General features: G+C 45.8%; 9 protein-coding genes. 3 read left to right on the top strand and 6 right to left on the bottom strand.

The features are described 5' to 3' along the window. Positions 1-44: 44 nt before the first annotated feature. Entirely contained in the window at positions 45-2447 is a 2403-nt protein-coding gene (locus tag HGH91_RS29600; RefSeq protein WP_168742860.1) for a 3-hydroxyacyl-CoA dehydrogenase/enoyl-CoA hydratase family protein, read from the bottom strand. Positions 2448-2642: 195 nt separating this feature from the next. Beyond that, positions 2643-4787 carry a methionine--tRNA ligase gene (metG, locus tag HGH91_RS29595; protein WP_168742859.1) on the bottom strand — a complete coding sequence of 715 codons (2145 nt, stop codon included), beginning with the start codon at positions 4785-4787 and terminating at the stop codon, positions 2643-2645. 156 nt (positions 4788-4943) lie between these two features. Between metG and HGH91_RS29590 the strand changes: the two genes are divergently transcribed. After that, positions 4944-5831, top strand: coding sequence for an LD-carboxypeptidase (locus HGH91_RS29590; protein WP_247651881.1), 888 nt, complete (start codon positions 4944-4946; stop codon positions 5829-5831). A gap of 108 nt (positions 5832-5939) precedes the next feature. On the opposite strand, the gene HGH91_RS29585 is transcribed toward HGH91_RS29590, so the two are convergent. Together HGH91_RS29585 and HGH91_RS29580 are read right to left on the bottom strand one after the other, a co-directional pair. Continuing rightward, positions 5940-6752, bottom strand: coding sequence for a HesA/MoeB/ThiF family protein (locus HGH91_RS29585; protein ID WP_168742857.1), 813 nt, complete (start codon positions 6750-6752; stop codon positions 5940-5942). Positions 6753-6757: 5 nt separating this feature from the next. Then, the gene (locus HGH91_RS29580) at positions 6758-8134 is read right to left on the bottom strand and encodes a sensor histidine kinase (protein WP_168742856.1); all 1377 of its coding nucleotides are present in this window, start codon (positions 8132-8134) and stop codon (positions 6758-6760) included. A 581-nt stretch (positions 8135-8715) separates the two neighbouring features. Here HGH91_RS29580 and HGH91_RS29575 point away from each other — a divergent pair. Then, entirely contained in the window at positions 8716-9273 is a 558-nt protein-coding gene (locus tag HGH91_RS29575) for a YqgE/AlgH family protein (RefSeq protein WP_247651880.1), read from the top strand. Between the two features lie 501 nt (positions 9274-9774). Here the strand turns inward: HGH91_RS29575 and atpC are convergent. Beyond that, positions 9775-10032, bottom strand: a complete 258-nt coding sequence (gene atpC, locus HGH91_RS29570) for an ATP synthase F1 subunit epsilon (RefSeq protein WP_168742855.1) — start codon at positions 10030-10032, stop codon at positions 9775-9777. A 59-nt stretch (positions 10033-10091) separates the two neighbouring features. After that, positions 10092-11594, bottom strand: coding sequence for a F0F1 ATP synthase subunit beta (gene atpD / locus HGH91_RS29565; protein WP_168742854.1), 1503 nt, complete (start codon positions 11592-11594; stop codon positions 10092-10094). 335 nt (positions 11595-11929) lie between these two features. Between atpD and HGH91_RS29560 the strand changes: the two genes are divergently transcribed. Then, positions 11930-13144 carry a metallophosphoesterase gene (locus tag HGH91_RS29560; RefSeq protein WP_168742853.1) on the top strand — a complete coding sequence of 405 codons (1215 nt, stop codon included), beginning with the start codon at positions 11930-11932 and terminating at the stop codon, positions 13142-13144. The last annotated feature ends 140 nt before the right edge of the window (positions 13145-13284 follow it).

Below are 13284 nucleotides of genomic sequence, written 5' to 3'. Positions count from 1 at the left end.
TTATGGCTAATCTTCACTACATTTCCCGTAGAAAATAACAGTTTTTAATTCCGTACAGGTTTGCCTGTTTTAATCACACTTTGCAGCCGCTCCAGTGTTTTGCGTTCGCCACACAAGCTCAGGAATGCTTCGCGTTCCAGGTCCAGCAGGTATTGTTCGCTCACAAAGGATGCTTCTGTAAGATCGCCACCACACATCACGTATGCCAGTTTATTAGCTACTTTCTGGTCGTGTTCTGAAATGTAGTTACCAAACTTCATCGCGTATACGCCGGCCAGCATGGCTCCCAGCGCACCGCGGCCCATCACTTTTATATCGGTTCTTTCCACCGGACGGGTATATCCTTCATCTGCCAGGGCAATCACACTGCGCTTGGCGTCGGCAATGAGCCGGCCCGGATTCATGGTAATTTCGTCATGTCCTTTCCGCAACACGCCCATATCAAAACCTTCAAAACCGGATGTGGCCACCTTAGCGGTAGCTACGGTCATGAAGTAATCTTTCAGTGGTTCTTCTTCAATCCGGCCTTCTTTAAATTCCAGGCTGGCCCGCAACGCCATTTCTTTGGTGCCACCTCCGCCAGGAATCAGTCCTACGCCCAGTTCTACCAGGCCTATGTAAGTTTCAGCAGCCGCCTGTACTTTGTCGGCGTGCAAACACATTTCACAACCACCACCCAAAGTAAGCGCATGAGGCGCTACCACCACAGGGATGGAAGAATAACGTAAACGCATGGTGCTGCGTTGAAACAGGCGTACCGCCATGTCCAGCTCGTCAAACTCCTGTTCTGCCGCCAGCATGAAGATCATGCCTACATTGGCGCCAGCAGAAAAATTGGTGCCATCGTTTCCTACTACAAGGCCACGGAAGTCTTTCTCAGCACGGTCTACCGCCTTATTCAATCCTTCCAGTACTTCGCCTCCAATAGTATTCATTTTTGTTTTCCAGTCAAAACATACCACGCCATCGCCTATATCAATAAGACTGCAGGCGCTGTTTTTCCAGATAATATTATTGGAGAAATTTTCCAGGATAATGAACTGTCCTTCGCCAGGCAATGGTTTATAAGCCTGTGAGGCCACATCATAATAAGATTTCTTACCGTTATCTGTTTTATAGAAAGTGTTGATACCCTTTGCCAGCATATCTTTCACCCATTGGGCCACCGTCAGTCCTTTTTCTTCCACCAGCTTTACAGAGGCTTCTACACCCAGCAGATCCCAGGATTCGAAGGGGCCTATTTCCCAGCCAAATCCGGCTTTCATAGCATCATCTACTTTATACAGATCATCGGCTATTTCAGGAATGCGATGTGATACGTAAGAAAAAAGATACGCATGGAACTGTTTATAGAACTCGCCGGCTTTGTCGGAAGCGGTAGCCAGCATTTTGAGGCGCTGTTTCAGGTCCTCTATAGGTTTGGCGGCATCGATGCTGCCAAATTTAGGTTTTTGTTTAGGTCCGTACTCCATCGTTTGAAGGTTCAGCGTAAGGATTTCCTTGCTGCCGCCCTCCCCTTTCGTTTTCTTGTAGAAGCCTTGCCCGGTCTTATCTCCCAGCCAGTTATTTTCCACTACTTTCTGAAGGAAACCGGGTATTTTAAAAATGCCGATGGCTTCATCCTGCGGACAATTGTCCATCACGCCTTTGGCTACTTTTACGAGGGTGTCTATCCCTACTACATCGGCGGTACGGAAGGTAGCTGATTTAGGGCGACCAATCACCGGTCCTGTCAGTGCATCTATTTCATCGATGCCGAGGCCCATTTCCTGCATAATATGGAAGATGGCCATGATAGAAAATACGCCTACCCTGTTGGCGATAAACGCCGGCGTATCCTTACAGAGTACGGTAGTTTTACCGAGATACAGATCGCCGTAGTGCATCAGGAAATCGATTATGGCGGCGTCGGTATGAGGTGTTGGAATTATTTCGAGTAAACGGAGATAGCGGGGTGGGTTAAAGAAGTGTGTACCACAGAAATGCTTTTGAAAATCTTCACTGCGACCTTCCGTCATCAGGTGAATCGGGATACCGGAAGTATTGGATGTGATCAGGGTACCTGGTTTCCGGAATTTTTCCACCTGTTCAAACACTATTTTCTTCACATCCAGGTTTTCTACTACCACTTCGATGATCCAGTCTACCTCACTGATACGTTTCATATCATCGGTGAAGTTGCCGGTTTTAATGCGTTTTACCACATCTTTCGTAAACACCGGCGATGGATTGGATTTTATCGCTGCCTGCAGTGCATCATTTACGATACGGTTTCTTACAGCAGGATGTTCCAGTGTCAGTTTCTTTTTTGTTTCTGCTTCGTTCAATTCCTTTGGCGCTATGTCCAGCAGCAAAACCTGTACGCCAATGCCTGCAAAATGACAGGCGATCCTTGATCCCATTACTCCCGAGCCAAGAACGGCTACCTTGTTGATATGTCTCATCATAGCTTTTAGCATTTAGCTGTTAGTCTTTAACGGATCTTACAGCATTGGTAAGTTTACTGATCCCTGAATTTAGCATTTTTTGTACTTCCATCATCAGCGGAAAGATGATTTCTATGATAGTTTTTTGGGTAAACAAAAAAAAGTGGCTGCACCGACCGGTACAGCCACTTGTATATCTTGTTCGGATAATTAGTATCAGCTTACGCCGCTACCTGCTTTTACAGCTTCAGATGGGTTTACAAAAATCAGCTTGCCGTTATCTTCGGCCATGAGGATCATGCCCTGGCTTTCGATACCGCGCATTTTGCGGGGAGCCAGGTTGGCTACCAGCGTTACCTGTTTACCCACAATGTCTTCCGGCGCAAAGTGCATGGCTATACCGGAAACGACGGTACGTTTTTCGGTACCGATATCTACCAGTAATTTCAGCAATTTATCCGCTTTTGGTACTTTTTCTGCTTCCAGGATAGTGCCTACCCGCAGATCCAGCTTAGCGAAATCATCGTATTGAATTTCAGGCTTTGCCGGCGTAACAGGCGCTTCAACGGCCGCTGGTGCAGGCGCTGCGGCGGCAGCGGCATCCATGGCTTGCTTTAAGCCAGCATGCAGTTTTTCTACCTGTGCTTTTACCTGTTCGTCTTCAATTTTCTTGAACAACAGCTCCGGCGCACGCAGGGTGTAACCAACACTCAGCAACTTAGTGCTGCCGGCGTTATCCCATTCCAGCATACGGTCTACCACTTTCAACAGGTGACAGATTCTCTTGGCGGTAAAGGGCAGGAATGGCTCAGAGAAGACAGCCAGGTTAGCAGACATTTGCAGGCAGATATGCAGACAGATATCTATACGCGCCTGCAAGTATTCCTCGCTCTTACCTTCATACTGAGGATGCTTGGTATTAGGTTCTCCTGCCTTCAACTTTTCAAGCACACTGGCCAGTATCCATGGTTCGCACTTCTGGAGATACTGATTCCCTTTACGGGCAAATTCCATCACTTCAGACAACGCCTCACGGAAGCGGTAGTTTTCCAGGCTGGTTTCAATTTTTTCTTTGGCAACCGCAAATTCATTCAACATTTCACGATCTGCCTCTTCCATGTATTTTTCATGCAACGGCGGTACTTTTCCACCGCAAAGCTTGTGCATCAGCACCAACGCACGGTTGATAAAGTTGCCAAAAACAGCAACCAGCTCATTGTTATTCCTGTCCTGGAAATCTTTCCAGGTAAAGTCGTTGTCTTTGGTTTCCGGTGCAGTAGCGCAAAGCACATAGCGCAACACGTCCTGTTGATCCGGGAAGTCCTGGATATAATCGTTTACCCATACCGCCCAGTTACGGGAGGTAGATACTTTCTCTCCTTCTATATTCAGGAATTCATTGGCAGGAACATTATCCGGTACCACAAATCCGCCGTGTGCCTTCAGCATCGCGGGGAAGATGATACAGTGGAAAACGATATTATCCTTACCGATGAAGTGTACCAATTTGGTATCCTCTTCACACCAGTAGCTGGCCCAATCATCCGTCAATTCTTTGGTAGCGGAAATATAGCCGATAGGTGCATCGAACCATACGTACAACACTTTCCCTTCCGCATCTGGTAAAGGTACTTTGATGCCCCAGTTGCTGTCGCGTGTCATGGCGCGGCTTTGCAAGCCGCTATCCAGCCAGCTTTTACATTGGCCATATACGTTGTTTTTCCACTCTTTATGACCGTCGATGATATATTCTTTCAGCCATGGTTCGTAGTTCTGCAGGGGCATGTACCAGTGCTTGGTTTTCTTTTTCACCAATGGTGCATTACTGAGGGCTGAATGGGGGTTGATCAGTTCATCGGGGCTGAGGGTCCTTCCGCAGCGCTCACACTGGTCGCCATAGGCTTTGTCGTTGCCGCAGTTAGGACAGGTACCAATGATATAGCGATCGGCCAGGAACATTTCTTTTTCCGGGTCAAAAAACTGTTCACTTTCTCTTTCCTCAAACAGGCCGTCCTGGTACATTTTCAGGAAGAAATCCTGTGAGGTTTGATGATGCAGCTGGTTGCTGGTACGGGAGAAGATGTCGAAAGAAATACCCATAGCGGCAAAACTATCGCCAATGATTTTATGGTATTTATCCACTACGTCCTGCGGGCTCACATTTTCCTTCATCGCTTTGATGGTGATAGGTACACCATGTTCATCTGTTCCGCAAACGAATTTTACATCTGCCTTTTTAGCGCGCAGGTAACGCACATAAATATCTGCAGGCAGGTAGCAGCCGGCCAGGTGACCAATGTGTACCGGGCCATTGGCATAGGGCAATGCCGCAGTTATTAAATATCTATTAAATTTTCCCATATTCTCTTAAAGAATGCTTAAATAAATTTTAAATCGGGCGATTGTTTTGGAATCACCATTACAATTTATCACCTTAGTCCGCAAATAAAGTATGAATTTACGCTAACTAATCTGCAAAGGTAAACAAAAGGTACAATGGTAAAAATTCCACCATATTTGAAAAAAGGTGATCTGATCGGAATTACCTGTTCCAGCAGCAAAATGGACCTGCAGGCAGCTGAATATGCACGGGGCGTGCTCAGCTCCTGGGGTTATCGCGTACACCTCGGTATTACAGTAGGCACCAGCTTTCATAATTTTTCTGCCCCCGACGAACTCCGGTTGGAAGAACTGCAGGATATGCTGGATGACCCGGAAATAAAAGCGATTGTCTTCGGACGTGGTGGCTACGGCATGGTTTGTATCCTCGATAAACTCGACTTTACCAAATTCCGTAAGGCGCCAAAATGGCTCTGCGGCTACAGCGATATTACTACACTGCACTCCCATATACAACGAAAATTTGGTATTGCCACGCTCCATTCCATGATGTGTAGTGGCATTACCCCCGATACGCTGGATAATGAGTATGTACGCAGCCTGGCTACCGCACTGAAAGGAAAGCCTTACCGCTATACTACCACCGCTCACCCGCTCAACCGGGAAGGAAAAACTTCCGGTATACTGGTAGGCGGTAACCTGTCTATACTGGCCAATCTTTCCGGTACCCCCTCCCAGGTAAATACAAAAGGTAAAATCCTGCTACTGGAAGATATAGGCGAATACCGGTACAACATCGACCGGATGATGTACAACCTGAAACGCGCCGGCTGGCTGGATAAACTGGCCGGACTGGTAGTAGGCTCTTTTATAGACGGCAAGGAAACAGATACCCCATTTGGACAGTCCGAATACGAGATTATCAGCAACCTGGTAAAGGAATATGACTACCCGGTTTGTTTTGGCTTCCCATCCGGGCATAGCGCCGAAAACTATTCCCTGAAGCTGGGTGTAAAGCATGAACTTAAGATCGGCGCCAAAACCGTTCTGACGGAACAACTATAAACAATATGACAACAGCATGCCTCAAGCGTATTTAAAGCATGTTTAAAGCATAAAAAGAAATGCCGGAACTGATTCCGGCATTTCTTTTTATATAGTGATCTACAATCATTAATCTTCCACATCCGGTACTATTTCCAACCCGTAATCATCCGCTGTGAGGATGCCAGCTGCACGGGTACTTTCTATCTGTACAGTATCCAGTTGCAGGTCATATACCTGGGTTTGATTATGGAGATAGTCTATGCCATAGAGTTTCCCCGCCACACCTATGGTAACGCCCATGAGATATTTGATCACCTCGCATACGATTTGCATGCCGAGCGCGCCATGCGTAGCGCCCATAGCGCCTGCATCGAAATTGCGGTATTCCTCTGTAATGGGCAGGGCGCAGCGGTAAGTAGCTGAGCGCGTGCCATCTGCCAGGGGCATATTAAAGCCGCCAAACCAGGCCATCCAGTTATGCACCTCCCCGATGATAAAAGGTTTATCATGAACCAGGCAGGCATCATTAATCACCAGATGGGTGGGCAGATGTTGCGAGCAGTCGATCACCAGGTCAAAACCCACCAGCATCATACCAATGGTTTCGGGTTTTACCTGCATCAGTATCGGGTAATGTTTGGTATATGGATTTACGGCCCACAGCCTGCTGGCCGCCATTTTTGCTTTATGCTTGCGGATATCCTGCATCTGGTATACTGGCTGCCGGTGCATATCTTCATCGTTGATCACACCGTAATCCGCGATTCCTAATACCCCTACACCACTTGCGCTGAGGTATTGTATTACCGGGCTTCCCAGGCCGCCGGCGCCTACTACCAATACCCGGGCTTCCTTCAGTTTTTCCTGCATGCTGATACCCATACCCGGTACGGCAATGGGGTTTTTAAAATGCTGTATTTCTTTTTCACTAAGTATCATACGCTTTATCCTTTATCTAGTTCCTGCGGAAATTCCAGGGTAAACTTACTGCCTTTCCCCACGATACTTTCCACTTTAATTTTTCCTTTGTGTGCGTCTACAATGGCTTTCACGTAGGTGAGCCCCAGCCCGAAACCTTTTACGTTATGCACATTACCGGTATGGGCGCGGTAGAACTTTTCAAAGATACGGGAAATAGTGTCGCGGCTCATCCCGATACCATTGTCGATAATCACAATGAACAGGCTTTTGCGCGTATTATAAGTCTGGATAACGATCTTAAGCTGATCATTGGAATACTTGATGGCATTGTCCATCAGGTTGAAGATGAGGTTGGAAAAATGCACATCATCCGCCATAATCACCGGGTTAATAGCATCCAGTTGCAGATCTACCTCCCCATTTTTACCGGCCAGCTGCAGCTGCAGGTTATCGGTGGTATTCTGGATCACTGCATGTACATCGGTGGCCTGTAGTTTCAGCCCTATTTCATCCTTTTCGAGGAGGGCCGATTGCAGGATACTTTCCACCTGTTTATTCATGCGTTTATTTTCTTCCTTGATAATACCCGAGAAATACTGGATTTTTTCCGGTTTTGACATCACTTTCTCATTCCTGATGGCATCAATGGCCAGGGAGATGGTGGCCAGCGGTGTTTTCAGTTCATGGGTCATGTTGTTGATAAAGTCCGATTTTATCTCCGACAGCTTTTTCTGGTTCAGCATCGTGCGGATGGTAAGGGCAAAGGCGGTGATAATAATTATGGTAAAAAGCACCCCACCGGCGATCATCATGCCCAACTGCCGGGTAATAGAGTCATCGTTGGCCATGATAATATATAGCTTCTCCACACGGGGATTAAAGTCATTTGGTTCTGCCAGGGGAATTACCTGTACCCGGTATTTTTTTTTGTCACCGATGCTATCGGCATCATTTCGCTGGAACATTTGCTCAAAGCCGGCCGACAACATTTTAGGTACTCCCAGGTCTGACCCGGGGATCCCCCCGATAATGGCGAATTCAAAATGAGTAGAATCGAGGCGGTTTTTCCTCATATTGTTCTGGATAATACGCCTCACTTCCTCTACTTTGAAGATTTCGCTGATGCCCGGCGGATTATAGGGCATCCGGGTAACATCCAGGGGGTTAAATCCTTTTATAGCCGGGGCCCGGTTATCCAGTTTAAACATCGCCATGCTCTGGCGGCGGTACATCAGATCGTTGTACACATCATTGGTCATGTTAACAGCGCGTTGAAACAGCTGCTCTTCTTTAATCAGTATCGCACTTTTGATCCAGCTCACCTGGATATAGATGATGCCGAACAGGGATAACGTGATCAGTACAACAATAACGGGAAAAATCTTCTTCAGTGGTATCATGTAATGTTTTGTCTGACTTTAAGTTACGTCAAAGATAAGCGCAGGGAAATATTAAAATATGTTAAAAAAGATGTTTGCTATAGCAACTATGATACAAAATTCCGAATGGAATGCAAGCCTGCAGTTTGTTAACAGCAATACAACATCACTTTAACGTAATTTTAACTGGCCACTGCTGATTTTATTATTGCATCTTTCCTTACCTTTGCTTCAGAATCTTGGTACTAAATTTGATTAGTTCAAGATCATAACAAAGTAATTAAACTTTCTACATACATCGATGTGGATTCGTTCCATAAGCGATTTAGATTTTGGTTGATAAAATGGTAAGGAGGTTTTCTAGCCTCCTTTTTTTATTCCCCTTATTTTCCCCCCGCAAAGACGCAGAAGAGCAAAGAAGCAAAGAAAATTCACATTTTTTCCATTTTGGGAGCTATTTCCTTAGCTATTTTTTTGGATCTCTACATTTTTAGTATGATTCTGAATGTCTTAGCGCCTTTGCTCCTCTGTTTCTTTGCGAGCTACTTTTTTCCTTTACTATTCAATCATTTAATTAAATTTGGATAGAGCTATAAAATTGTATGTCTATGGTAAGTTTGTCGCCCGGCATTTTGCTGATAGCTGATCCGTTCTTAAAAGACCCAAATTTTGCACGCACGGTAGTATTGCTCTGTGAACACGAAGAAAAAGGCAGTTTTGGGTTCGTTATCAATAAGTTATTCAACCAGTCGCTGGATGACCTGGTACCGGAGGTGTTGATCAACAATATCCCGGTATACTACGGTGGCCCGGTACAAATGGATACCATACATTTTATTCACCGGCAGCCTGACTTGATTGCCGGGGGACTGGAAATACTGCCTGGTATTTACTGGGGAGGCAGGTTCGACGAGGTGGTGACTGCCCTTAATAAAGGCCTGCTGGAGCCTAAGCAGATCAAATTCTTTATTGGCTATAGCGGGTGGACAGAGGGACAGCTGGAAGAAGAAGTAAAGGAGAAATCCTGGATCCTGTCGCAGCCAGATGCAGCCCTGGTATTTGAATCGCGGGAACAGCAAATATGGCAGCAATCTCTTAAAAATCTTGGCAGCGCCTTTGCCATGATGGCAAATTATCCCATTGATCCCTCCCTAAACTAAAAGTTAATAATCTGAGAAAGAAGGAGATGTAGCATGCTGGCTGGTTTTGTTGAAAAATGAACAGCCGGAATCGTGTTTATTTAAAACAAATTAAATATCTTGCTAAAGTAATTCGTAAATAATATCAATTACGTAGCCCGTTCAGGTAAGTAATAACCGATGAGAATACACCTATGAAGGAACAAACCTATGAAAACATTTTGACCCTTCTATAGACCGATACCAGAATTTTACCTGATCATCAACACTTTATCGTCAAAGGCATATTCATTAGGTAATATATACAGCCCTTGATACGGCTGTTTATTGTTGTGCATTATAGAACTGCGGATATCTCGTATAGCCGTACAGGTAATGTATTGCACATAGATGAATAGAGAGGAAATCCCGGCGTTGCAATCCTGTTCCTTACCGGGTCATCTAAGATTGGAATAGTTAGGACAAAAACGAAGGCCGGGTAATCTTACCCGGCCTGGTTATTATAATTTCTTGCTGGTATGCTTATTTCTCCACTGCTACAGCGCCTTCTACGAGTACGGTAGCCTTATTGCGCAACACTTCCACAAATCCGCCGCTGATAGTAAAGAATTCGGCGTGCGCCTTGTCTTTCAGCACTTTCATTTTACCATTTCCGAGAGCTGCAATTAATGGCGCATGTTTATCCAGTATTTCAAAAGAACCGTCAATACCTGGCAGCTGTACTCCGTACACTTCGCCGGTATATAATTTTCTTTCTGGTGTTAATACTTCTAATAGCATGTTATGATCGTAAATGGTGAAGGATAATGATCCCGGCCAGACCGGGATCATTACTATAATTAGTTATTCGCTGCTTCCAGTAATTTCTTACCTTTTTCGATAGCTGCTTCAATATTACCTACGAGGTTGAAAGCTGCTTCCGGATACTCATCCACTTCACCGTCCATGATCATGTTGAAACCACGGATAGTTTCTTCGATTGGAACGAGTACACCTTTCAGACCGGTAAATTGTTCTGCTACGTGGAAAGGTTGAGACAGGAAACGTTGTACACGACGTGCACGGGATACCGTCAGTTTATCTTCGTCGCTCAATTCATCCAGACCGAGGATCGCGATGATATCTTGCAGTTCTTTATAGCGTTGCAGGATCATTTTCACACGCTGCGCACAGTTGTAGTGTGCTTCACCCACGATAGTTGGGGTGAGGATACGGGAAGTTGAGTCCAGCGGGCTCACAGCAGGGTAGATACCAAGATCGGAAATCTTACGATCCAATACGGTGGTAGCATCCAGGTGAGAGAAGGTAGTTGCAGGAGCCGGATCCGTCAAGTCATCCGCAGGTACGTAAACCGCCTGTACGGAAGTGATGGAACCATTTTTAGTAGAGGTAATACGTTCCTGCATCAGACCCATTTCAGTAGCCAGTGTTGGCTGGTAACCTACCGCTGAAGGCATACGGCCTAACAGTGCGGATACTTCAGAACCTGCCTGGGTGAAACGGAAGATGTTATCTACGAAGAACAGGATATCGCGGCCGCCACCTGCTGAACCATCTCCATCACGGAAATACTCAGCCAGGGTCAGACCGGATAATGCCACACGGGCACGGGCTCCTGGTGGTTCGTTCATCTGACCAAACACAAACGTTGCCTGTGATTGTTTCAGTAATTCTTTATCTACAGCGGCAACGTTCCAGTCACCGTGTTCCATGGATTCTTTAAACTTATCACCGTATTTTACGATGTTGGCTTCGATCATTTCACGCATCAGATCGTTCCCTTCACGGGTACGCTCTCCCACACCGGCAAATACGGACAAACCTTCGTAACCTTTCGCGATGTTGTTGATCAGCTCCTGGATCAATACGGTTTTACCCACACCAGCACCACCAAACAAACCAATTTTACCACCCTTGGCGTATGGCTCAATCAGGTCAATTACTTTAATACCGGTGAACAGTACTTCTGTTTCAGTAGCCAGATCCTCAAACTTAGGCGGCTCACGGTGAATAGGATAACCATTTGAAGTATCGATATCACCCAAACCATCGATCGCTTCACCTACCACATTGAACAAACGTCCTTTAACCTGGTCGCCAATTGGCATTTTAATCGGAGCGCCTTTATCAACTACGGCCATTCCACGAACCATACCGTCTGTGGAGTCCATTGCCACGGTACGAACGCTGTCCTCACCCAGGTGCTGTTGTACTTCCAATACTACTTTCTGACCATTTTCGCGGGTAATTTCCAATGCGCTGTAGATTTCGGGCAATTTGTCATCAAAGTGCACGTCCACCACGGGACCGATAATTTGTTTGATCTTACCTGTGTTAGGCATATTTTTAAAGAGGTTTATAAAATACTAAAATGTTACTTCCTCAAAAACCGCTTGCAGTGCAAACAGTTTCCAAAATTTGCCGCAAAGGTAAGAGTTAATAGATGAATATCAAAACGCTATTGACGAAAAAAAACCTTTTCCCGCCCCATTTTTCACCGTTCTCACCGTTATTTTACTTTTATCTCCCGGCAATCTAAAGCGCAGTCTATCAAATTACAGAATATTTATATCTATAAATAACCGGTATCCGCTACACCACTCATATAAAAATAGCTTCCTTTTCTTGATTCTCTTACTATTTTTAAAAACTATCCTGATATATATAATATCTACATATGAAAAAATCAAACAGTGAACAATCCAGGCGATCTTTCCTGGGCAACATTTCCAAAGCCAGCCTGCTGGGTATGACCGGTATCATACCTGCCGTAGCCAAAGCCAGTATCCACCCGGCCGATAACCCGGACATCACCTTTCTGTGCAAACCTTATCTGCAATACCCCGGCCCACATACCATTTCCGTAATGTGGCTCACCTCCCGCCCTTCCTATAGCTGGGTGGAGTACGGTACCGGCGGACAGCTCAACCAGAAAGCCCACAGCACCCACCATGGCCTGGTAGACGCCAACAACCGCCTGCACCGTATTGAACTGGGCCCCCTGCAACCAGGGAAAAAATATAGCTACAAGGTTTGCTCTAAAGACATCGTGTCGTTTGAACCTTATAAAATGACCTACGGCAATACCATCACCAGCGACACCTACACTTTCATCGCTCCCGATCCTCAGGCGAAGGAAGTATCCTGGGTGATCATTAATGATATACACGACCGCCCGGCCTCTATTCCTCACCTGATGGGACTGAACGGACAAGATCCCTGTGATTTCGTTTTCTTCAACGGCGATGTGTTCGACTACCAGGCCGATGAACAACAAATCATCGATCATTTGCTCACCCCCTGCGGCGATACCTTTTCTACCCAAACACCTTTCATGTATGTAAGAGGTAACCACGAAACCAGGGGCAAATACGCCCGCGAATGGCACCAGTACTTCGACAACCCGGGGCATAATAACTATTTTACCTTTAACATAGGACCCGTTTTCGCGATTGTATTGGATACGGGAGAAGATAAAGAAGATGCCCATCCCGTATATGCGGGCATCGTGGACTTTGATGCTTACCGGCAGCAACAGGCACTATGGCTGGAACAACAACTGCAAAGCCCCGCCTTTAAAAAAGCGAAGCATAAAGTTGTCATGATGCATATTCCGCATTATCACTCCGGTGAATGGCACGGCGTAAAACATTGCCGCGAAATGTTTGGCGACCTGTTCAACAAACACAAGATAGATATCCTGGTATGCGGTCATACCCACCAATACGGCGTTTATGCGCCCGTAAAAGGACAGCATGAATACCCGCTTATCATTGGTGGTGGCCCGAAAGACGGCGCCCGGACTCTCATAAAAATAAAAGCAGATCAGCAAAAACTGGTATTAACCATGCTGAAAGACGATGGCACCAAAGTAGGTGAGTACACCGTATAAAATAAATACTGATGAGGGTGTCTCAAAAGTAATTTTGAGGCACCCTCTTTAATTTTGAGAAAAAAGGGCTGATTTATCCAGATAATCTGGTTGAAAAAAAGACTTTCAAGTGTTGGTCAGGGTAGTTAAATTTGGGTATG

The sequence above is a fragment of the Chitinophaga eiseniae genome, from assembly GCF_012641265.1.
Lineage (GTDB): Bacteria > Bacteroidota > Bacteroidia > Chitinophagales > Chitinophagaceae > Chitinophaga > Chitinophaga eiseniae_A.
Note: the sequence above shows the minus strand (reverse complement) of the source record. Positions and strands in the feature narration are given on the sequence as shown.